The organism is Herbaspirillum camelliae (assembly GCF_001929405.1).
Taxonomy (GTDB): domain Bacteria; phylum Pseudomonadota; class Gammaproteobacteria; order Burkholderiales; family Burkholderiaceae_D; genus Herbaspirillum; species Herbaspirillum seropedicae.
On the sequence record NZ_KV880769.1, the window covers coordinates 1,982,885 to 2,003,459 of the forward strand.

At 56.7% G+C, this 20,575-nt stretch carries 21 protein-coding genes; 11 read left to right on the top strand and 10 right to left on the bottom strand.

Annotated elements, in window-relative coordinates; all coding sequences use genetic code 11:
* The 6 genes from BGK68_RS28255 to BGK68_RS08835 all read left to right on the top strand — a co-directional run.
* On the top strand, window positions 1-631 hold a 631-nt coding region (locus tag BGK68_RS28255), incomplete at its 5' end, for an MFS transporter (protein ID WP_233149270.1).
* A gap of 25 nt (window positions 632-656) precedes the next feature.
* Entirely contained in the window at window positions 657-1,229 is a 573-nt protein-coding gene (locus tag BGK68_RS08820; protein WP_075256788.1) for a class I SAM-dependent methyltransferase, read from the top strand.
* 64 nt (window positions 1,230-1,293) lie between these two features.
* The gene (locus tag BGK68_RS08825) at window positions 1,294-1,593 is read left to right on the top strand and encodes a hypothetical protein (RefSeq protein WP_075256789.1); all 300 of its coding nucleotides are present in this window, start codon (window positions 1,294-1,296) and stop codon (window positions 1,591-1,593) included.
* A gap of 126 nt (window positions 1,594-1,719) precedes the next feature.
* Window positions 1,720-2,136 carry a hypothetical protein gene (locus tag BGK68_RS27395; protein WP_143432999.1) on the top strand — a complete coding sequence of 139 codons (417 nt, stop codon included), beginning with the start codon at window positions 1,720-1,722 and terminating at the stop codon, window positions 2,134-2,136.
* Window positions 2,137-2,199: 63 nt separating this feature from the next.
* Entirely contained in the window at window positions 2,200-2,427 is a 228-nt protein-coding gene (locus BGK68_RS27400) for a hypothetical protein (protein WP_143433000.1), read from the top strand.
* Window positions 2,428-3,117: 690 nt separating this feature from the next.
* On the top strand, window positions 3,118-4,011 hold the full coding sequence (locus BGK68_RS08835) for a Rossmann-like and DUF2520 domain-containing protein (protein WP_075256791.1): 894 nt from the start codon (window positions 3,118-3,120) through the stop codon (window positions 4,009-4,011).
* 169 nt (window positions 4,012-4,180) lie between these two features.
* On the opposite strand, the gene BGK68_RS08840 is transcribed toward BGK68_RS08835, so the two are convergent.
* The 3 genes from BGK68_RS08840 to BGK68_RS08850 are packed head-to-tail and all read right to left on the bottom strand — an operon-like array spanning window position 4,181 to window position 8,925.
* A complete protein-coding gene (locus BGK68_RS08840; RefSeq protein WP_075256792.1) occupies window positions 4,181-6,136 on the bottom strand; it encodes an amidase in 1,956 nt (651 codons plus the stop codon).
* Between the two features lie 22 nt (window positions 6,137-6,158).
* The gene (locus BGK68_RS08845; RefSeq protein WP_075256793.1) at window positions 6,159-7,655 is read right to left on the bottom strand and encodes an N-acyl-D-amino-acid deacylase family protein; all 1,497 of its coding nucleotides are present in this window, start codon (window positions 7,653-7,655) and stop codon (window positions 6,159-6,161) included.
* A 31-nt stretch (window positions 7,656-7,686) separates the two neighbouring features.
* Window positions 7,687-8,925 (bottom strand): MFS transporter, encoded by a 1,239-nt coding sequence (locus tag BGK68_RS08850; protein ID WP_233149271.1) that lies wholly within the window; start codon window positions 8,923-8,925, stop codon window positions 7,687-7,689.
* A gap of 173 nt (window positions 8,926-9,098) precedes the next feature.
* Here BGK68_RS08850 and BGK68_RS08855 point away from each other — a divergent pair, with 173 nt between their 5' ends.
* The gene (locus tag BGK68_RS08855; protein ID WP_075256795.1) at window positions 9,099-9,986 is read left to right on the top strand and encodes a LysR family transcriptional regulator; all 888 of its coding nucleotides are present in this window, start codon (window positions 9,099-9,101) and stop codon (window positions 9,984-9,986) included.
* 24 nt (window positions 9,987-10,010) lie between these two features.
* On the opposite strand, the gene BGK68_RS08860 is transcribed toward BGK68_RS08855, so the two are convergent.
* Complete coding sequence (locus tag BGK68_RS08860; protein WP_075259746.1) at window positions 10,011-10,994, bottom strand: MBL fold metallo-hydrolase; 984 nt, start codon at window positions 10,992-10,994, stop codon at window positions 10,011-10,013.
* A gap of 123 nt (window positions 10,995-11,117) precedes the next feature.
* Between BGK68_RS08860 and BGK68_RS08865 the strand changes: the two genes are divergently transcribed.
* The 3 genes from BGK68_RS08865 (at window position 11,118) to BGK68_RS08875 (ending at window position 13,130) form a co-directional block, all read left to right on the top strand.
* A complete protein-coding gene (locus BGK68_RS08865) occupies window positions 11,118-11,492 on the top strand; it encodes a winged helix-turn-helix transcriptional regulator (protein WP_069372993.1) in 375 nt (124 codons plus the stop codon).
* 76 nt (window positions 11,493-11,568) lie between these two features.
* Window positions 11,569-12,174 (top strand): class I SAM-dependent methyltransferase, encoded by a 606-nt coding sequence (locus tag BGK68_RS08870; protein WP_075259747.1) that lies wholly within the window; start codon window positions 11,569-11,571, stop codon window positions 12,172-12,174.
* 131 nt (window positions 12,175-12,305) lie between these two features.
* On the top strand, window positions 12,306-13,130 hold the full coding sequence (locus BGK68_RS08875) for an alpha/beta hydrolase (protein WP_075256796.1): 825 nt from the start codon (window positions 12,306-12,308) through the stop codon (window positions 13,128-13,130).
* 43 nt (window positions 13,131-13,173) lie between these two features.
* Here the strand turns inward: BGK68_RS08875 and BGK68_RS08880 are convergent, their stop codons facing one another.
* Complete coding sequence (locus tag BGK68_RS08880; protein ID WP_324617599.1) at window positions 13,174-14,205, bottom strand: GlxA family transcriptional regulator; 1,032 nt, start codon at window positions 14,203-14,205, stop codon at window positions 13,174-13,176.
* Between the two features lie 30 nt (window positions 14,206-14,235).
* Here BGK68_RS08880 and BGK68_RS08885 point away from each other — a divergent pair, with 30 nt between their 5' ends.
* On the top strand, window positions 14,236-14,685 hold the full coding sequence (locus BGK68_RS08885; RefSeq protein WP_075256797.1) for a hypothetical protein: 450 nt from the start codon (window positions 14,236-14,238) through the stop codon (window positions 14,683-14,685).
* 36 nt (window positions 14,686-14,721) lie between these two features.
* Here the strand turns inward: BGK68_RS08885 and BGK68_RS08890 are convergent, their stop codons facing one another.
* From BGK68_RS08890 to BGK68_RS08910, 5 genes are all read right to left on the bottom strand, one after another.
* A complete protein-coding gene (locus BGK68_RS08890; protein ID WP_075256798.1) occupies window positions 14,722-15,384 on the bottom strand; it encodes a TIGR02466 family protein in 663 nt (220 codons plus the stop codon).
* A gap of 143 nt (window positions 15,385-15,527) precedes the next feature.
* Window positions 15,528-16,391 carry an alpha/beta hydrolase gene (locus BGK68_RS08895; protein ID WP_233149272.1) on the bottom strand — a complete coding sequence of 288 codons (864 nt, stop codon included), beginning with the start codon at window positions 16,389-16,391 and terminating at the stop codon, window positions 15,528-15,530.
* Window positions 16,392-17,092: 701 nt separating this feature from the next.
* Window positions 17,093-17,299, bottom strand: a complete 207-nt coding sequence (locus tag BGK68_RS27405; protein ID WP_143433001.1) for a hypothetical protein — start codon at window positions 17,297-17,299, stop codon at window positions 17,093-17,095.
* Between the two features lie 92 nt (window positions 17,300-17,391).
* A protein-coding gene (locus BGK68_RS08900) for an IS3 family transposase (protein ID WP_143433002.1) occupies window positions 17,392-18,521 on the bottom strand; the annotation gives its coding sequence in 2 pieces (ribosomal slippage) (window positions 17,392-18,269 and window positions 18,269-18,521; 1,131 coding nt in all).
* Window positions 18,522-18,734: 213 nt separating this feature from the next.
* A complete protein-coding gene (locus BGK68_RS08910; protein WP_075256801.1) occupies window positions 18,735-20,279 on the bottom strand; it encodes a methyl-accepting chemotaxis protein in 1,545 nt (514 codons plus the stop codon).
* Between the last annotated feature and the right edge of the window lie 296 nt (window positions 20,280-20,575).

Genomic DNA, 20,575 nt, shown 5'->3' on the forward strand with positions numbered 1-20,575 from the left:
GGCGCTACCAGTGCAAGCGAACGGGTTGAGGTATCTGGTACTCATCAAGTCGATGTGGAGCTTGCTGCGTGATGATAAAGTGCTGCAGGTGCGTGGTGTGCTGGCAATGCTGATGTTCGCCGCCTTCAATGTTTTCTGGAGTGCGCTGGTCCTGCCGCTGAGCGCAAGTCCCAACCATTTCTCGCACACCGTGATTGGCTCGTTCGGACTGGTGGGTGTCATTGGGGCACTGGCGGCATCGAAGGCCGGAAGATGGTCAGACCAGGGGCATGCGCAACGCACCAGTGCAGTTGCATTATCGGTGCTGCTGCTGGCATGGTGGCCGCTTTCGCTGATGGAGTCTTCCTTGTGGGCATTGGTGGCGGGGATCATCCTGCTCGACCTGGGAGGTCAGGCTTTGCATGTGACGAACCAGAGCATGATTTTCCGGACCAGCCCGCAAGCGCATAGCCGGCTGGTGGGCGTCTATATGCTGTTTTACGCGGTAGGCAGTGGCCTGGGCGCCATTTCCACCACTGCAATCTATGCGGCCAGGGGATGGCAGGGCGTGTGTTTTCTGGGCGCCGCCGTGAGCTTCACTGCGCTGCTGTTCTGGCTGATGGCTGGCCGCGGCGAATCAATAGACAGGTAATTCGAAGAAGAAGGAGCACCCCTCAATGGACAACGCAAAGGCCTGGGAAGCGGTGGCGGAAGGATTTGTTGCCGCTCGCTCCCATATTGGTAGCGAGATCGTGAGACAGTGGGCGCTTGAATTTGGTCCCGGCAGCGAGGTAGTGGATATTGGTTGCGGATCAGGTGTGCCGGTTTCTCAAACATTAATCGATGCTGGTTTCACTGTCTTTGGGATCGATGCCTCCCCAACACTGCTGGCCATGTTCTCCGATCGCTTCCCGCAAGCGCGTGCGGTTTGTGAAACGATACAGGAGAGCACGCTTTTTGGCAGAAAGTTTGACGGTGCAGTGGCGGTGGGACTTCTTTTCCTCCTTTCCGAGAGTGATCAACGAGGGATGATCAAAAAGGTGGCGCAAGCTCTTCGGCCAGGCGGGCGCTTCCTGTTTAGTGCGCCTGCTATCCGATGCGAGTGGAGAGATATCCAGACAGGGCAGCTATCGCTGTCTCTGGGGGAGGCGGAGTACAGGCGGCTGCTGAATGCAGCAGGTATGCATCTTGGGAATGGGTATGTCGATGAGGGGGGGAACCATTATTTTGATGCTGTGTTGGCGGCGTGACTGATGCGATGAACGAGTATCCAAATACCACCATGAGCTGGATATCGAATTGAAGAGGATAGGAATGTCTGTTACTGCTCATGATGCCGAACTGCATCAACGTATAGATGAGATTCTGCATTATCTGTGGGACCCGATTGGAGTCGCCCATGTGCCTGATGCGCGCGATGAATATGCAAATTATGTGCCGAAGGTTTTTTCATTGCTGAAGTCCGATGCCAAGGAAAACGATATCGCTGGGTACCTGAGCGAAATAACGACCGAGCGGATGGGGCTTTCCGAAAATATTGCGGGCGATCATTCGATTGCGGCCCTTTTACTGGCTTGGAAAGATAAGCTTCAGATGAAATTTGGCGACAGGTAGATGGGTCTTCTTAGTTTCAGTTTGGCGAAGCTGGAAATTAATGTGTGCAGTCGGCCAGAATCGGACATAAGTATCTGTCAAAGCCGGTAATATGCCGATGTCAGCCAATCAAGCATCAGGAAGCCTATGTCGAACGAAAATGAAGGAGCCAAAGAGGCTCGGCGGACGATCAAGCGTTTTCAGGAACATATCAATTCTCCATGCCTGGTACCGGATCAGTGCTACCGCATGTCGAGCTCTGCCTACCCGCTTGTCGGTTATGTGAATCAAATCACGGGCCTGTATCTGAGCAAGAACTACGCAGTCGTTCCCATCTTTCTTCAACGAGCATATGAGCAACTGCGCAAGGCCAATCCGGAGCGAGTAAGCGAACCGTATCGAGAGCTTGTCCTCCATTATCTCAGCCATGTGGCTCACTTTGTCGCCGGATACAACTGCCTGGCCGACGACGAGGGGCATCTTGTCCAATTTATTCCAAGAGAACTGCTCGACATCGTTCCCTCCGTCTTACCTGAAGAACTGATTGTTCCTGGTGAGTTTTAATCTTGCGAAATGAAGTCTGCGTTCGGCCAGAACGGACGTTCCAGATCAACTTTATAAAGTGAAATGATGGGCTATTTAAGACTCATAAGACTTGAAGGCAATGCACTATCTGCGATTAAAGAGCAAGACGAGCTACTGGCAATGCTCGTTAATACTCCGGGAGTTTTGAGTGCCAAAATCGATGGTGCTCATCCGAAGGGAGGCTATCGCGTCAACTGCGATATAGCAATGGAACATTTTGAAGATGCTTTGGCAAATATTGAAGCCAACGGCTGGATGTCTGCAATATGAGAGAAGCATCGGACGTCTATTGCCGGCCAGAAGCGGCCATGTCTAAATTAGTTTTCCGGATCTTATGACTATAGAAAAATCGATACAAAAACATCTGGCAACCCGACCTATTTCCCGGGGAGAGATTGTCCATCAACCAATCCGACTAAATCCACAAGAAGCCCAATAACCGGAAAGGAAGGAACCTCAATGGCGGCGCTGACCAGATCGGTGTTGCGCTCCTGCGCAAGCTGTTGAAGCGTCTTGCCGACGCACTTGGATTGCCCTGGGAAAAGAGGATGGTGCCAGCGCCGTTGTGCAAACGCAGGTTCTCGCCAATCTCACGGCGCAAGCTCAGCACGATCTGGAAACGCGAAGCCAAGAGGCAACACAAGCAGGAACCAGGTAGATCCATCGGCCAAGATCGGAACCGGCATAGGTCAAACACGCTATTCGGATCAATCGAAGCTGCGGAGATAAGAGTCGATCCATCAACGCTGAGGCCGCCATGCATGAAATTGGTCGTTGCTAAACGACTTGGCCTGGTATATGGTTGTGATACGCAACTATATGCAAGATCCCGGAGAACGCATCAATAGTTGCCGCTTTGGCTAGAGCCACTTCTGGCCATTTAACGCTGAGGGGCGGCGCCGTGAGGCTCGTTGTAGGCCGAAAACCTCGCGGGATTGGAACGTCTATCCGAGATAAGTCATGGGCACAGATAATCCATTTTCTCGAATCGGGTTCGTAGGGGCTGGCAAGGTCGCTCAGACGCTCGCGGAAGCATTTACGCAGGCCGGACATTCTGTTGTGGCGATCTGCAGCAGAAGCGACGCCAATCTTGCCCAATTCCATGGGCGCTGCCCGGATTCCAGAATCGTGAGCTCGCCTCAGGAAGTCGCGGATCAAGCATCCATTGTCTTTTTGACCGTGCCCGACGATGTGATTGGCAAAGTCTGTGAAGAGGTATCGTGGAGACCTGGAACAGCCGTAGTCCATTGCTCGGGAGCCACTGAAGTTTCGGCGCTCTCATCTGCAAAAGAGCGCGGAGCTTTGATTGGAGGATTTCATCCCTTGCAGATGTTTGCCAACCCAGATGTAGCCCTTTCAGGACTCCCAGGTTGCACGGTCGGAATTGAAGCGGAAGAAGCTTTGCTGGGAAAATTGGAAGCATTGGCACGGTGTATCGGATGTGTGCCGATGACTCTGCCAGCTGGTATCCGCCCGCTCTATCATGCATCAGCATATTACGTAGGCCCCTTCCTGATTGCGCTGTTGAAAGAGGGCGCGAAGCTGTGGGCGCACTTTGGTGCCTCAGAGCGTCAAGCCATGGATGCACTGATGCCGCTTCTCCGGGGTACCGTCGCAGCAGTGCAGCACGCTGGACTCGCAAATGGCATGGGAGGTTGTGTAGCGCGGGGGGATAGAGGAACGATCCAGAAGCATGTGGCTTCACTGGACGAAACCGACGCAGCCGCTGCTGACTTGTATCGTGAGCTTGCTTTGCGCAACATTCCTTTAGCGCTTGAACGTGGCACGATAAACGCATTACAGGGACAGCAGATCGAGGAGCTGCTCAAGCGAGCGCGTAACCCGGTCTTGTAGCGCCGAGGAAACCATCCCCCCCGATCCTGCGACTCTGAATTGATCCACTGAAAGATTCAGTTCTTTTTTGCTAGCCCAATTGGCGAGCACGGTCGTGGTAGCTCGTGAGGCATCTACAGCTATGATTGCTTTGCCGTCAAATACGACCCGGCGGCAGCCCCGTGCATCCTCAGTCAGCCAGCACCAGCGGCTGGCGTCCAGCTCCCAAGGGAGCGCTTCGTGTGTAGAAATCCACGTAGAGCTTCCCTGCCAGCAGCGCTTCCCGGTCGTTTCCCTGCAGTACGACCGATGCCTTGACGCTCTTCTGGTGTTGCCGCAGCAGGTTGGCGACCACCGGTCCCGGCTTGTCGGCCTCGCCGCGCTGCAGCGCCAGGCTGATCACGTCGGACGCCGCCACCTTCCTGGCGCTGGCGTGATAGTCCAGCCGGGCGGTGACCGGATCGTAGGCAAGCTCTACGCGTACCGATGCATCGCCGGGCTGCGCCAGCACGATGGGCTTGACGCGCCTGAGTCCCGGCGCTTTGCCTGCGACCAGGGCCGGCGTGCTGAACGGCGGCCGCCGTGGGCCGATCTTTTGCTCCCATCCATAGGCAAGGCCGAGCAAGGCGGGCTCTGCAAATTCCGGCGCCAGCAGCTCCAGCGATACCGGCAAGCCGTCTTCGGTAAAGCCGACCGGCAAGGCAAGCGCCGGCAATCCCGTCGTGGCGCTCAGCTGGCAATTCATGGCGCCGCCTTGCGGCTCTCCGATCAAGGCGGCCTTGCGCTGGATGGTGGGATAGACGAGCGTATCGAGATGGTTTCTCTGCATGACATCGGTCATCAGGCTCTTCAAGGCGCTCCGTTTATGCATCACCTTCTCCAGCTCCTCCTTGTCCTTCGGGTTCTGCAGGTCCACGCTGTTGCGCAGGCGCAAGCCCGGCTCGAGCAGCTCATGCTCCATGCCCCGCGCCAGGATCTCGCCAAGGCTGCCGACCGGAGCGCCCGGATGACTCTGGAGATAAGCGCTCAGGTCATATTTGAACTCATAGGGAATGATGCTGCTGCCGCTGAGCAAGCCGTCGAGTTCCGGGATGGTGACGTCGCTGACAATCGCGCCCTGGTCCTTGAGTTGTTGCAGCGCCTTGTTGATGGCGGCAGTAACTTCCGCATCCTCGGGCGCTGTGCCGAAGAGTGCGCGGATGACGCCGATCCTGGCCCCTTGGAGACTGTCGGACCGCAGACCGTCCCGATACGACTTGGGGACGTGGCCATTGGCGTCCACGGTGGAGCTGTCCTGCGGATCGCTGCCCACCGTGGCGTCCAGCATGATCGCAAGATCTTCCACCGACCTTGCCAGCGGGGCGGCGACGTCCTGGGTCGAGGACAGCGGCATGACGCCGCTGCGGCTGGCCAATCCGCGCGTCGTGCGCAAGCTGTACAGGTTTTGATGCGCAGCCGGGATGCGGATCGAGCCACAGGTGTCGCTGCCCATCCCCGCTGCGGCGAAGCTTGCCGCCACGGCAGCGCCGGTGCCGCCACTGGAGCCTCCCGGTGCACGTCGCGGGTCATAGGGATTGCGGGTGAATCCTGTCAGGGAGGAGACTGTAGTCACCCCGGCGGCCAATTCGTGCATCGTGGTCTTGCCGAGGATGACCGCGCCAGCCTCACGCAAACGCTTGACCTGGAAAGCATCCGCCTGGGCCTGCAGGGTGGCCAGGGCCAGTGTCCCGCCGGTGGTGGGCATGTCCACGGTGTCGTAGTTGTCCTTGACCAGGATAGGGATGCCGTGCAGGGGACCGCGAGGTCCGGACTGGCGACGCTCGCGGTCGAGCTGGTCTGCCTCTTCAAGCGCTTTGGGATTGAGCGTGACGATGGTGTTGAGTGACGGGCCTTGCTGGTCGTAGGCGCGGATGCGGGCAAGATAGGCCAGCACCAGGCTGCGTGAGGTCGCCCGTCCGGCGTCCTGCGCGGACTGGAGATGGGTGATGGAGGCTTCGAAGACCGGGTCTTGTGCCAGCTTGCGCTGGCTCGCCGTTTCCTTGTCCTGGCCGAAGGATGTTGGCGTCATGGCGCCCAGCAGCATGGCGGTCAAGACAATTGACGACGCCCGCGCGAATGATGAAGTGTTGTTGCTGTGATATTTCATGATCGATCCTCTGGTGGCCTGGTCAGCTGCTTGCCTCGGAGCGGCAGGGCGCTTGATCGCTCCGCTTGCCCGCCACGTGACGAGTAATTACGCGGCCCGCCCTTGCCCCCATGTGTCGTCCGTGGCGCCATGTCACCACGCCATTGACGATGACGGCATCGATGCCTTGGGCGGGTTCTGCAGGAGTTTCATAACTGGCGGTATCCCGAATCGTGGCCGCATCGAACACCACGATGTCGGCGTGATGACCGACCTCGAGCGTGCCACGTTCGTGGAGCTTGAAATTGCGCGCGGTCAGGTCCGTCATTTTCCAGACGGCGACTTCCAGATCGAAGAGCCCGAGATCCCGGCTGTAATGCCCCAGGATGCGGGGAAAGGTTCCCCACAGCCGGGGATGCGGCTTTTCCCCGGTGGGGATGCCGTCCGATCCGATCATGGTCTCGTCGAAAGCGAGGATGTTGCGTACGTCAGCTTCATCCATGCCGAAATAGACGGCGCTGGCGGGCTGCAGGCGCGCTGCGGCTTCTTCCTTGCTCACGCCCCATTCGGCGGCGATGGCATCGAGCTCGCGGCCAGCTTGCTCCGGATGCGGCTTGCTTGAGCTGATCAAGATGCGCCCGACCAAGCGCTTGGGGTCCCGGTGCAGCATGGTGGAACTGGCGTTGTAGGGATAGCAGTCCAGTGCCACGCACTGGCATTGCATGGCCTGGCGTATGCGCGCCAGGGTCTCGGAGGACTTGCCGAAGTTATGTGCACGCTGCAACTTGTGGTGCGAAATCACCACCGGTGCATTCAGCTCCCGGCCGATCAGGAAGCTCTCCTCCAGCGCCTCCATCGACTTGTCGGCCTCGTCGCGCATATGCGTGACGTAGAGTGCGCCGGTCCCGGCAATGGGACGGCACACATCGATGACTTCCTGGGTGCTCGCATGCGCCGCCGGCGGGTAGTAGGTTCCGGTGGAGATGCCGATGGCGCCGGCTTCCAGTGCTTCATCCAGCAGGGCGTTCATGGCGCTGATCTCGTCTGGTCGGGCTTCTCTTTCCAGCGAATCCATCGTCATCACACGCAAGGTTGAATGGCCCACCATGGCCGCGACGTTGACTGCCGATGGCGTCTGGCGCAGGGCGTCCAGATAGCTGCTGAATGTGCCAAAGCGGGTCCCGTCGGCATCGTCGAGCAGGCTGAGCGGCGCCGGCAACGGCGTGCCGGCGCGCAGCGGTGCGATGCTGATACCGCAGTTCCCAGTGATCACCGTGGTGACGCCCTGCGAGATCTTGAATGTCATGTCGGGTTGCGATAGCACCGCCTGATCATCATGGGTATGGGAATCGATGAAGCCAGGCGCGACGATTTTTCCGCTGGCGTCTATCTTTTGCGCCGCCTGGCGATGCGACAGATTGCCGATCTCGGCAATGCGGCCATGGCGAACACCGATATCGGCGTGGAATCGTGGCGCCTTGCTGCCATCGATGATCGTTCCGCCGGTGATCAGCAGATCGAATTCTGGACTGTTTTGCATCTGTATTTCTCGTGTGAGCTTGTTGAAAGAATCAGGAGGTGTGGGAAGACGCCGTCTCCGGAATGGGTGCCGATGGTGCCGATGGCGGCGCCAGCCGCCAGGTCATGGCAATGAGGAAGGACACCAGGGCAGCACCCACCAGGAACCAGAAGGCGGCCAGGTAAGCGCCATTGAACGCGACGATCAGGCTGCCCATGACCACCGGCGCGACTGAGCCTGCCAGCTGGCCGCCAAAATTCATCAGGCCAGTGGCGCTGCCGATCAGGTGCGAAGGGAAGTGCTTCAGCGGGACGGAAAAGACGGTGGCGTAGACAAAATTGAAGGACAGCAGGCACAAGGTCCAGTAGATCACCAGCAACTCGATGACGGAGGTCGAGATCATGAGCGCCAGAAACACCGCGCAACCAAGCGCGCCACCCATCATGAAGTACTTCTCACGCCCCTTGCCGTGCTTGTCCAGCAGCCAGCCCACTACATTGGTGCCCAGAAACGCCAGCAGATAAGGGATCGCCGATGCGATGCCGATGTGCAGCAGATCGATCTGATACACCTTCAGCAGAAAGGAGGGCATCCAGGAGATCATCCCGATATAGACGATGCTGGTACAGAACCAGATGGCGGTCAGGCGCAAGGCGGTGGGATTCTTGACCAGCTCGCGCAGTTGATTCCTTGGGCGCGCGGCGCCTTTTGCCTGTTGCGCGGCCATGCCGCTTCTCAGCGCCAGCCACAGGATTGCGGCCACGATCATGCCCACGAAGGCAAGAATGTGGAAGGTGCCGCGCCAGCCGAGATAGACCACCGTCAGCGCCACCATTCCTGAGCCGACGGCATTGCCCAGAAAGACCGTGGAGATCAGAAAGGATTTGGCGCGTGCACGCTCTTGTTGCGGAAAGACTTCCGCGACGGTGACCGAGCTGGCAGGGGAGAAACATCCTTCTCCAGCGCCAAACAGGAAGCGGATCAGCAGCAGTGAGGCGAATGACCAGGCCATGCTGGTGAGCCCGGTGAACAAGGACCAGGCCACCACACACATGACAACGACGATGCGTGAGCCGTAGCGGTCGGACAGCCAGCCGCCCATGAGTTGCATGAGCGCATAGCTGACATAGAAGGCGCTGAGCACCATGCCGGCCTGCTGCGCATCAAGGGCGAATTCCTTGCTGATCGGTATGATCGCCGTGCTCATCACGATGCGGTCTGCATAGCCCACGGCCCAGGCCAGGAATAGGGCCGACAGGCAGATCATCTTCTGCGCTCGCGTAGTTGTCATTGGCATCTTCTCCTCAATATTGTCGATTTTCTTGATGTCGGATGATCGGCAAGCCGAGCCGTCACCTGCATGTGTGGACTATAGGAGAGCGGGCTGGCCATCGTCCAATGAGAAGAAATTGCTGCCCCATAACCTTAGGTTATATACTTGTTTTTCCATTGTCTGGAGCTGCCATGCGCTTGCGTCATATCGAGATTTTCAGCGCCATCATGCAGACCGGCAGCGCCATCGGGGCGGCAAGATTGCTCAATGTGACGCAGCCGGCCATCAGCAAGATGCTGCGACACGCCGAACAAACGGTGGGCTTTGCATTGTTTCTGCGTGCGGGCGGGAAGCTCGTTCCCACCCCGGAAGCATTACGGCTGCAGCAGGAACTGCAGCCGTTTGACGAGCAGCTGGCGCGCATCCGGCGGGTGGTCAGCAATCTCGCCAGCGGGAGCGAGGCGCCCTTGCGCATTGCGGCCACGCCGGCCATTGCACATCACCTTGCGCCCAAGGCCGTGGCATTGTGGTGCCAGGCGCATCCCGATTCGGAATGCCTGCTGTCGGCCTCGCATACTCGCGAACTGCTGTACTCGCTGTTGCTCAACGAGGTCGATATCGCCCTGACCATGCAGCCGATCTCGCATCCCAACCTGATCACCACGGTCGTGTGCGACTGTGATATCTATGCCATCGCGCCGGCCAAGTGGTGGCCGCACGAGCGGCTCGATACCCCCATCACGCCAGATGAGATTGCGGGACAGCCTTTCATCTCCATCGATATCCGCTCCCATCTGGGAGCGTCGGTATCCGCGTGGCTGGCAGGCGTGTCTCCCCCTCCCGATGTCAAGGTCACGGTGCAGACCTATACCTTGGCGCGATCGCTGGTGGAGGCGCGTATTGGCATCGCGGTGGTCGATCAGTTCACGGCCAAGGCTGGGCACGCAGACAAGGTAATACAGATGCGCCGGATTGACCTGCCCACGGCCAACAAGGTCTATGCCATCACTAATCGTTCCAGGCCGGCACCCAAATCGGCCAATTTCTTGTTGGAGGCAATCCGTTCCTTGCCGGACTGAGGGAGCGATGAAGAGGATCTGTCCTCAGTTGCCCACGTCCCGCACGACGGCCGAATAAGGAATGGGCGCCCAGGCAAAGCCATCTCCCGCGCGGAGGATATGCCCCAGTCCAGGAAAGGAGAGGTGCGGTCCCGCTACCAGTTCATGCGACTGCGACAGATCTTCCAGCGCTGCTATCCTGGTTCGGGCGGCCTGCGCCTCGTCCGCATCGAAATCCACGGTCACGTTCGGATGGGGAAGTTGTACCTCTGCGGCATGGATGATATCGCCGACGATCCGCATCCGACGACCTCGGCTTTGGATATCGTAGAAGCTATGCCCCGGCGTGTGGCCCGGCGCCGGAATGGCTTCGATGCCCGGGAACAGCGTCGTTCTTCCGCTGAATGTCTTGATGCGTCCCGCCGCCAGATAAGGCGCCAGCGCTGCCCGTCCTTCAACGAACATCTGCTGGTGGCTGGCCTTGGCCTGCGCTTTGGCCGAATCACTCATCCAGTAATCCAGCTCGCTCTTGGCCAGGAAGACATCCGCGTTGGGAAACTGCCTTTCACCGTCCCGGGCGAGACCTGCCGAATGGTCGCCATGGACATGCGTCAACAGCACCGCATCAATGGAGGCGGGATCATAGCCGGCGATCTTGAGCGTCTCGACCAGATGGCCGCAGCAAGAACCAAAGACCTTGCCGGCGCCGCTGTCGATCAGAATGCGTCGTTCGCCGGTATCGATCAGAAAGGCATTGATGGAGGTTTCACGATTCACCGGTTCCCCGGCATTGCGGAATTGGGCGGTTAGCGCGTGCTTGTCCATGCCATGCATGATCTGGTCGAAAGGCACGGGGGTGGTACCGTCGGTTAGTACAGTGACTTTGAAGTCACCAACAAGCACGCGATAAATCCCCGGAGCTTGAGAGAAGGTTTGTGGTGCCGTCAATTGCGGGCCATCGGCAGCGTGGACGGTTGCCGCACTCATTGCCGAGAGTACGGATGCGAAAATCAGGACAATCAGTTTCATCACTATCACCATAAAAAGTAAGATAAACAGCATCAACGACATCAATTGCCGCGACAGGCAACTTGTGGCTGATAATAGTGAGCCCTAAGTTACGATAGTTAAAGTACTAACCTGATGGTAAGTATGGAAAAAGAGAGAAAAAAATTCCGCCAGATTGACTGCAGTGTGTTTCTGGCCGATTGTCCCGCGCGGGACGTGCTGGCGCTGCTGGCCGAAAAATGGACCCTGCTCGTCTTGCATGCGTTAAGCGAGAAGACCTACCGAACAGCCGAGTTGAGAAGGCGCATTGGTGGCGTATCGGAAAAGATGCTGATCCAGGCCTTGCGCCGACTGGAGCAACATGGCCTGGTGAGTCGCATGAGCTACCAGACCGTTCCGCCACATGTTGAATATTCACTGACACCGCTGGGCGTATCGCTGAGCAGCATCGTTTGTGCTTTGGATACGTGGGTGGAGACGCACGCATTGGAAATCAGCGGGTGGGAGAACAAGCGGTAGCTGGCAATCAGCAGCAATCAGCAGCAACCAGCAGCAACCAGCGCCATTGATGAGTGTTGAGAACGAGAGGAAGAAGATGGAAAAGAAAGTGGCAGGCACCGCCGGCTATGGAGAAAACGCGGCGATGTTGGCAACGCAGTATGAAAGCATCGAATTCGAGGCCCTCCATCATGACGTCCTCCATTTGTTTCCAGCCCGGCCCAGCGAAATCCTCGATATAGGCGCAGGCTCTGGTCGCGACTCCGCCGCGCTGGCGCGCAAGGGGCATGCTGTCACGGCAATAGAACCCTCCAAGGAATTGCGAGAAGAAGGCCAGCGACGTCACGCCATGCTCGATATCCACTGGATTGATGACCATCTTCCTGATCTGCAGGTAGCCAGGCAACTGGCGCGAACTTTTGACTTGATATTGCTTACCGCGGTATGGATGCATCTGGAAAAACAGGAGCGCGAAATTGCGATGCAAGCGATTGCCGGGTTGTTGCGTCCCAAGGGGAAGGTCATGATGACATTGCGGCATGGTCCTGTTCCTCCTGGCAGGCAGATGTTTGATGTCTCACCGCACGAAACTGTTGAACTGGCGGCGCAATCCGGTTTGCAGGCGCGACACCTCAGCGAACGTCCAGATATGTTCGATCGGACTGATGTAAGCTGGAGCGTCGTTGTGTTGGAGAAGGTATAGCCGCAGGAACCCGGCTTTCGCATTTCATCGTAGGACTCGATCCCGGCCTGGCCGGACCTATGAAGGAGCTGTCTTCAGTCGCCATGTTTCCCGGCATGTTCATCAACACAAGATCAATTCACGCTGACACGATGCCAGTCACGAGCCGTCTGCTCATTGCAGCCCTGCTGCTGCTCTTGTCCGCTTGCGCCAGCGACCCCTTGGCGAACGCCGATGCGTTGACGCAAGCGGCTGGCCTGCGGCGCGAAGCCACCAGGAACGGCCCCTTCCTGCTGACCGCCTATGTGCGCATCACCCGCCCGGACCAGCCATTGAACCTGTATATCGAGGGCGATGGCCTGGCCTGGCGTAGCCGCTACGAGCCGTCCGCAGATCCCACTCCGCGCAAAGCCTTGGGATTGTCGCTGGCGGCGGCGGACAACAGCGCCAACGTGGTCTACCTGGCGCGGCCTTGCCAATTCACGCCCATGGCCAGCAACCCCGCCTGCAATGTCGGCTATTGGACGGGCAAACGATTTGCTCCCGAGGTGGTAGCGGCGATGAACGAGGCGGTCGGGCATTACCTTGACCGCGTTCCTGGCCAGCGTGTCAATCTGGTCGGATATTCCGGCGGCGGCGCCATCGCGGTGTTGATCGCCGCACGCCGCAACGATGTGGCCACCGTGCGCACGGTGGCGGGCAATCTGGATCACGTAGCGTTGAACCGCTGGCACAAGGTGACGCCGATGTCGGATTCACTCAACGCCATCGATGTGGCAAGCCGCGTAGCTGGGATTGCGCAGCTTCATTTCAGTGGAAGCGACGACGTCATCGTGCCGCAACGGTTTGCCACGGCGTTCGTCCAGCAGGTCGGAGCCTGCGCGCATCAGAGAGTGCTGCCAGGGCTATCCCATGAGGGAGACTGGGCGGCGATATGGCCGACCTTGCTGAAGGAAGCGCCGTACTGTGATCATTGAGATGTCGGCAAATCAGAGGTGTCCGCTTCTGCTTGCCCGACCTTTAGTCTGAGCGAAATTTTCCCGGGCTGCGTCCCGTCAGTTTTCGCATCAAGCGCCACAACGCGCTGGGGTCCTCATAGCCCACGCGCGCGGCAATGGCCTCCAACGGGAGACGGCTGTCTGCAAGCAGGGTTCTGGCGAGATTGAGCCGAATCTGTTGTATCAATGCCGAGGGTCCTGCACCTGTTGCCGCGCGAACCCGCCTGGCCAGGGTACGTTCGGACATGCCGAACTCACGGGCTAGTCCGGCAACACTGAGAACGTTAGGGAGAGTGCGCTCTATGCGCGTGGTCAGACGTTCCAGCAAGGTGTTGCCGCTGGCTAGCATGGATGGCACCACAAACATGGATTGCGCTTGCCGTCTGTCTAGCAACAACACCTTGGATACGGTCTGTGCAAGCGACTCGCCGAATCGCTTCTGGATGAGATGAAGCATCAGGTCCGTCTGCGCAAAGGCGGCTCCGGCGGTGGTGATGGCGCCATCGCATACCAATATCCTGTCGGATTCGACGATGCAATCTGGCGCGATTTTTGCCAGTTGCGGCGCCAACCACCATGATGTCGTCGCGCGCCGACCTTGCAGCAGGCCTGCCGCCTGCAGCAGGAATACACCCGAACAGGAAGCAGCGGCGCACCCGCCATTCTCGACGTGGCGCTTCAATACCTCTGCCGATCGAACACTTGCACTGCTGGATAGGACGGCGTTGATCTCATCAACCCCACCGAGTCCCAGGCCAGGCACTATCCATAGCGAACGATCATCCTTGCGTGGCCTGGGGAGAGGCTGGGTATCAATGGACAAGCCTGCGCTCAATGGTACAAGGCCGCCATCCGGTGAGACCGTCCGCCATGCGGGGCCTGGGCAATTCATGTGCCTCGCCACCGCTGCTGCGGCAGCGAGGATGTCCTGTGTAACCGCCACGCTGGCGCTGTAGGCGCCTGGAAGGATGAGGATGGTGAAATCGCGCATGTCGGATTCAGCAATATAATTGTCATATCTGACTATTATTCCTAACTCCGTAAAGAGCTTCAATAGCGACTCCAACAAATCAGAGGAGCGCAGATGCCCAATATCGTGATTCAGATCCCCAGGGGAGTATTGACGGACGATGCCCGCACAGCGGCCGCACATCAGATCGCATCGTTCGCAGCAGACACGGAACAGATGCCGGCGCAAACCAGCAAGCGGATGTTGTCCTGGGCTGTTTTTCAGGAAATGGAGGCGGCGTCCTGGAGTGTCGGAGGGTCTGCCATACCTGACTCGGTTATCCCGTGCATGGTCGAGATCAAGGTGCCAGAGGGTGTTGTGGATAGCGCGATGCGTGCGGTGTTTCTCGAGGGGGTCTACGCGATACTGGAAAAGAGTATGCCTGTTGGCGATGGACGCAGACTACTGATGTCGACCGTCTTCTTCGAGGTGCCGGATGGTTGCTGGGGCGCGAACTCTGCTATCTGGACGCTTGCCGAATTTGCCAGGGTTGCGGGATATCGGCATCTGCAGCATCTGATCTGATCGGATATTGCGGCGGCGCCAATCGGTCCATTGGTATCAAAGCGAGAAGTTGAGTGCAATGGAAATGCGCGGGCGGTGACCCAGATAGGGTGTGACGCAATGCTGCATCCAGGAGGGAAAAGCAATCATGCGGCCAGAGATGGGATGGACTATTTGCGTATAGCCGGCATTCAGACACCCTTCAATCCTGAAGCGAAGCTTGGGCGCATAGATGGCTGGCAAAATGCCCCGTGGGTCAAAGAACTCCAGTTCGCCGCCGCGAGGCGCGGTATCGCCTTCTTCGGAGCCATCGTCAACCCAATATACCAATGACCAGAATGCCCCCGGGTGCGCATGCATGGCATTGGAACAACCATGGGAATTGATGTTGGCCCAACCTTCGATATGCCAATCCAGCGTGGAAGCGACTAGCCCGTCTGGCGCGTTGATGGCAGTCAGCTGGTTGGCAAAATATCGCGCCCAGTCGATCAGTTTGGTGATGGCGGGACTCTGCCAGGAACATATGTCCGGCGCAGATTGCCAGCCTCCCACATTGCTGTGCTGCACTGAAGGATGGTGACGCTGCCGGCTGAATATCTCAGCAGAGAGTGCTTGGTTCAGTTGTTCCGCATCCGGCACGGCAATACTGGCCAACGGGGTAGCAAACAGACGGTGAATCTCGATCTTCCCGAGGTCGAATTCGGTTACGTGTTGGGTCACTGTGATTTTCCTTGGCAGTTACAGGAAATATGGCGTTGGCATGCGCAGTCACCCGCTCATCGGCCGTCGATCCATATCGACCGGCGATGTAAGGAAGAAAGGAGGAGGTATCACACCGAGCACCCTATACGCGATGGGTCTTGTCAGCCGGCCATGAACCGTAATCTCTGTACCGTCGATACCGGACTCGGGCGTGCATCGGCCTTGAAGCGCTGAACGGCCAGAAAGTCGACGATTTCGCGGGCAACGATTTCCTTATCGTTATCAAGCGTAATCATGTGGTAGCTATTCTGCAGAATGACTTTCTTGCGGCACTGGGCGCCAATCTTCGCCTCGACCAGATCGGCACTTTTACGGCTGGCCACGTCGTCTTGGGCAGCATGGACGATCAGCGTCGGCGTTCTTACGTCGCCCAGATGACGGCGGACCTTGCGGATCAATCGATGTGCCTGGAAGATACCCTCTGCAGGCAAGGCGGAAGCACCTGCCTGGCTGGCGTCGCTCTTGCGCATCTCCTGCGCGATCCTGTTACGCAATACCTCGTTCTTGATTCCGTAGGGGAAGCGCTCCTGATAGGCATAGGTGAACCGGAATGGCGTGTAGTAGACCAGCGGAAGCAAGAACCTGTAACGAGGAATGCTCCAGCCATCGTAGGCGAGTGTGGGAGCAAACAGACCCAGCGCCGCAATGCCCGAACTACGCTCTTCTGCCAGGCGCAAGGCGAGTACGGCGCCAATGCACAAGCCGATCACCGAAACGGTCTTGTATCTCTTTTTAAGCGCATCAAACTCACGCTCCACTTCTTGATACCAGTGCTGCCATGTGGCTGTCTTGACGCTCCCGGCGCTGCCTCGGGCATATCCATAGCCGGGAATAAGGGGGATCACGACGGTATAGCCTGCGCGTTGCAGTTGCCGGCCAACATAGCGCAATTCCAGTGGATTGCCGTATAGCCCGTGCAGCGCCAGGACGGCGTGATCGCCACCGGCCAGTTCTATTGTTTTCATTCGTCCATCTTCCACGGTCACCGCCAGAGAAAAATCGACACAGCAACGTCAGCACCTTGCCACGATCTTGAGAGCATCGATGCGACATCATTGCGCCATCAGGGGCGAGACTTTGCCTCAGGACGATGTACATTCCATGGCCGATATTTGTAGATTGAGTGGATGGCCTCATGGGAGCAGGTCGGCTCGACCAACACGATCATAGGAGCGTGCATCGCCGAGCACCTTGATCATGATAAATAAGAATAAAGTCTGTATTTCCGGAATAAAGTCTGTCGAGCTCATTAAAGTCTGTCGGACTCCTTGATACTGTATTAAAAGCACAATCGCAAAAGCGTCAGCTCCAATGGAAAGGCCACCATTCCGGTGGCCTTCTCAATATCGAAAAGTAATTGTAGCTAATTTCTGCAATCGGCCATGGATAGGATTTGTCCAGGGCAAAGGCCAATCGAATATCACGTACGATTTTGTTGATATCTGACAAATAGGAAATGAAAACAGTGGCTCTTCAAAAATTGGTGAACCGATATTTTTGTGCGAATGATTTTCCGGTGGAGGTAGGCTTTCCACCTGCACTCAGTTCAACAGAAATGCACTATAGGCAAATGAAATGCCTGCGCTAAAAACAGAAGGTTACTTACACAAAAGACGCGCGTATCGCAGGCGTTTTTGCCAATGTGGGAATTTCCTGCAGATACCGATTAACTATTTCTCTCCAAACTACCTCCTGCATGATCCCCTCCCTGTTCATCTCGCTCTTCAAACACATTTGAACCGATGATGATCTGTATCAGGAAGACCCTGATAGCAGCTAAGCTGGCGATATCCACCGCGCTATTCTTTTGATCTGATCCTGATTTTCTCGATAGCGTCGTAAACCTCTTGTTTAAACTTTGCGGCTTCGCCATCTTCCATTTCGAGCGCTGCTTGCTCTAAATTTTCAGACAGGAGCTGAAGTTCAGTAGTTAACCTTTGATCCGCTACGGAACGCCGGACCATTTTAAGAGTTAGTTTTCGGCGTTAAAATTTCTTGCTCCAGACCTGAATCCCTTACCCGACTTGCGAATTCGAGTGGTGTCATGTCATTGAGAGCAGAGTGAGGCCTGCTCTCATTGTAGTCCCTGCGCCAATCCTCAATGATCGCCTTGGCCTCTGCCAAGGAGCTGAACCAATGCACATTGAGGCATTCATCCCGGAATGATCCGTTAAACGTCTCGATATGGCAATTGTCGGTTGGCTTTCCAAGGCGGCTAAAGTCGATACGCACGCCGTAGTGGTAAGCCCATAGGTCCATCAAGCGCCCAGAGAATTCGCTTCCGTTATCTACAAATACATACTTCGGTGCACCGCGTTGCGCCACCAAGCGATTGAGCATCTCGACCACATGTTCGCCTCTGAGCTTTTGCCCTACCTCGATGGCCAATGATTCCTTGCTGAACACGTCAACGATCGTCAACGTTCTGAACTTCACCCCGTTTGATAGCTGATCGGCCACAAAGTCCATGCTCCAGGCCTCGTTGGGGCGTTTTGGCTGCACCTTGGCCTGGCGCGTCACCACCATCTTGCGTCGTTTGGGCAACTTCGAACGCAACTGCAATTGTTCTTCACGGTAGATCCGATAAGCTTGATGCCGCCCTAACTGCCAACCCTCTCGCCCCAACAATACATGGATGCGCCGATAACCGTAGCGCACACGGGTGCCGGCAATTTCATGCATGCGCCGGCGCAGCGCCAACTGCGGATCCCTGACGCTGCGGTAGTAATAGTTGCTGCGCAAATGTTGCATCAACCTGCAGGCCCGACGTATCTGAATGCCGTAGTGACTGACGATATAGTCCACTACTTCATTCTTCAACGCGGGCCGGGCCATTTTTTTGCAGCGACATCCTGCAAGATCGCTTTATCCAGACTCAGCTCCGCAACCAGCTTTTTGAGCCTTGCGTTTTCCTCTTGGAGTTGCTTGAACTCACGGACCTGATCCGACTGCAAGCCGGCGTATTGCTTCTTCCAGCGATAAAACGTCTGTTCCGAAATACCCACGTTGCGGATCACTTCGGCAACAGGCATTCCTAGTTCCGCCTGCTTCAGCACCGCCACGATCTGCTCCACTGAAAAACGCTTTTTCTTCATGGCAAACCTCCTTTTCCGTTAAGGCACAGTTTGCCGAAAAACTCAATCCAGGTTCGGTCCGATTTCGTCGATGCAGATCACCTTTTCATGGCGTGAAATAGAGCTTCCGCATCTTCCTGGGATAGCGGTTCTGCAGTTTTCTTATCCATTTTTTGCACCTCTTTTGAATGGCGACGGGTCAGTATTTCCCCGCCGCCGTATGGCCGAAAGCACTCAGATTTTGAACGTTGAAACGATCTTGGAGAGTTCCGCTGATTCTCCTTGTAGAGATTTGGCTGCTGCTGCCGCTTGCTCAACCAATGCAGCGTTCTGCTGTGTGACGTTATCCATTTGGGTAATGGCGAGGTTGACTTGCGTAATGCCATCACTCTGCTCTCGGCTTGCGGCTGATATCTCAGATACGACCGAGCTGACGCGTTTGACACTCTCGACTACGTCACCGATCGTTTGCCCTGCTTGGGCGACTAACTGACTGCCGGTCTCTACCTTCTCAACAGAATCGCTAATCAGAACCTTAATTTCTTTTGCCGCTGCGGCGCTACGCTGGGCCAAGCTACGGACTTCCGTGGCCACCACCGCGAACCCACGCCCCTGCTCACCTGCTCGTGCAGCTTCTACGGCCGCATTAAGAGCTAAGATGTTTGTTTGGAAGGCGATGCCGTCAATGACGCTGATGATGTCGACAATCTTCTTCGACGAATCGTTGATTTGACTCATCGTCTCAATCACCTGGTTCACTACCGTCCCTCCTTCACCTGCGACGCCAGACGCGGACACCGCCAGCTCGCTCGCCTGACGTGCGTTCTCCGCATTTTGTTTCACTGTCGATGTCAATTCCTCCATTGCCGACGCCGTTTCTTCCAAGGAGCCTGCCTGCTCTTCGGTACGGCTGGAAAGGTCAAGATTGCCGGCTGCGATTTCGGTCGAAGCAGTTTCAATGTTGTTCGTGCCAGCCCGCACTCGCGTAACAATAGAAGCCAAGCTTTCCCTCATCGTCCGGATAGCGAACAATAGGCTCGCGTCATCCCCTTGTTTGGTATCTACTTGGATGGAGAGATCTCCACTGGCAATCTTGGATGCGATCTCTGCCGCATAGCTGGGCTCGCCGCCAAGTTGGTTAAGGAGACCTCGGGTGATGAGTAAGGCGATAATGGTGCTTGCAACCAGCGCAATAGCAGCCAATGAAATGATGACGACGCGAGATGTGTCTGCCGTTTTGCCTGCATCCGTTCTTGCAGTGTCAGCCTCTTGCTTCACCGCTGCCAGGAGCAGGTCGATATCGGCCACAATTTGACGCCGCAACGGACTGCATTCATGAACCAGGAAGTCGCCATACTCTTGCATTTTCCCAGCTTCACGATATGCCCGCGGTCGACGAAGTTCGTCTGCCATTTTGAGTAGGCCCGCGCTGACTGGCCCGAACTCTTTCGTATTTCCCAAGGCAGGTTGTAGCTTTTTGAGAGCCGCCAAGTAGATGTTCTTTTGCTCATCGACGATATTGAGTTCTTTTTGGGCGTCGGTATCGGATTTAAAAATGTATCCGTTGCGAGCTGCGAGCCCGGTCTGCCCGAGCGCTTCCCGCATTACATAAATAGGGCCTAGCTTATCTACCTGAAGATCGTTGCCGTGCTCCATTGCTTTGGTGACTGAGTTCAAGCTTATCCAAGCAATAGCCGAAAGGGCCACCATTAGAACCAGCAGTGCGCCGAAACCGGCCCCGAGTTTTGCTCCGATCTTCATATTTGCGAACGCCTTCATGGCTCATCCTTTCGTTGTTGAAGAATTAATGATTAAATTGTGTTAATCGGTTTTTAATCATTTAATTCATTATATTTGTTTTTTATTGTGTTTTCAACCGGAAACAAGGATGCGCTTGCTGCATTTCGCCTTAAAGCGACTTCTATTTTCCTGATTGACAGGCTCGGACTAACGCGATAGACGCTGTGGCTGCGTCAAATTGCGTCAAACGAAAACGGGATTGATCGGTCCGCCAGCGTAGGCTGGAGCGACCGGAAGTGCAGCGGGTGGTGGAACATCCGCCGAAGGATGCACAG

Bases quoted from the DNA above. Each gene is read 5' to 3' on its own strand.
- BGK68_RS08820 (WP_075256788.1), top strand. From the start codon at position 657: ATGGACAACGCAAAGGCCTGGGAAGCGGTGGCGGAAGGATTTGTTGCC.
- BGK68_RS08825 (WP_075256789.1), top strand. From the start codon at position 1,294: ATGTCTGTTACTGCTCATGATGCCGAACTGCATCAACGTATAGATGAG.
- BGK68_RS27395 (WP_143432999.1), top strand. From the start codon at position 1,720: ATGTCGAACGAAAATGAAGGAGCCAAAGAGGCTCGGCGGACGATCAAG.
- BGK68_RS27400 (WP_143433000.1), top strand. From the start codon at position 2,200: ATGATGGGCTATTTAAGACTCATAAGACTTGAAGGCAATGCACTATCT.
- BGK68_RS08835 (WP_075256791.1), top strand. From the start codon at position 3,118: ATGGGCACAGATAATCCATTTTCTCGAATCGGGTTCGTAGGGGCTGGC.
- BGK68_RS08840 (WP_075256792.1), bottom strand. From the start codon at position 6,136: ATGAAATATCACAGCAACAACACTTCATCATTCGCGCGGGCGTCGTCA.
- BGK68_RS08845 (WP_075256793.1), bottom strand. From the start codon at position 7,655: ATGCAAAACAGTCCAGAATTCGATCTGCTGATCACCGGCGGAACGATC.
- BGK68_RS08850 (WP_233149271.1), bottom strand. From the start codon at position 8,925: ATGACAACTACGCGAGCGCAGAAGATGATCTGCCTGTCGGCCCTATTC.
- BGK68_RS08855 (WP_075256795.1), top strand. From the start codon at position 9,099: ATGCGCTTGCGTCATATCGAGATTTTCAGCGCCATCATGCAGACCGGC.
- BGK68_RS08860 (WP_075259746.1), bottom strand. From the start codon at position 10,994: ATGAAACTGATTGTCCTGATTTTCGCATCCGTACTCTCGGCAATGAGT.
- BGK68_RS08865 (WP_069372993.1), top strand. From the start codon at position 11,118: ATGGAAAAAGAGAGAAAAAAATTCCGCCAGATTGACTGCAGTGTGTTT.
- BGK68_RS08870 (WP_075259747.1), top strand. From the start codon at position 11,569: ATGGAAAAGAAAGTGGCAGGCACCGCCGGCTATGGAGAAAACGCGGCG.
- BGK68_RS08875 (WP_075256796.1), top strand. From the start codon at position 12,306: ATGCCAGTCACGAGCCGTCTGCTCATTGCAGCCCTGCTGCTGCTCTTG.
- BGK68_RS08885 (WP_075256797.1), top strand. From the start codon at position 14,236: ATGCCCAATATCGTGATTCAGATCCCCAGGGGAGTATTGACGGACGAT.
- BGK68_RS08895 (WP_233149272.1), bottom strand. From the start codon at position 16,391: ATGAAAACAATAGAACTGGCCGGTGGCGATCACGCCGTCCTGGCGCTG.
- BGK68_RS27405 (WP_143433001.1), bottom strand. From the start codon at position 17,299: ATGGCGAAGCCGCAAAGTTTAAACAAGAGGTTTACGACGCTATCGAGA.
- BGK68_RS08910 (WP_075256801.1), bottom strand. From the start codon at position 20,279: ATGAAGGCGTTCGCAAATATGAAGATCGGAGCAAAACTCGGGGCCGGT.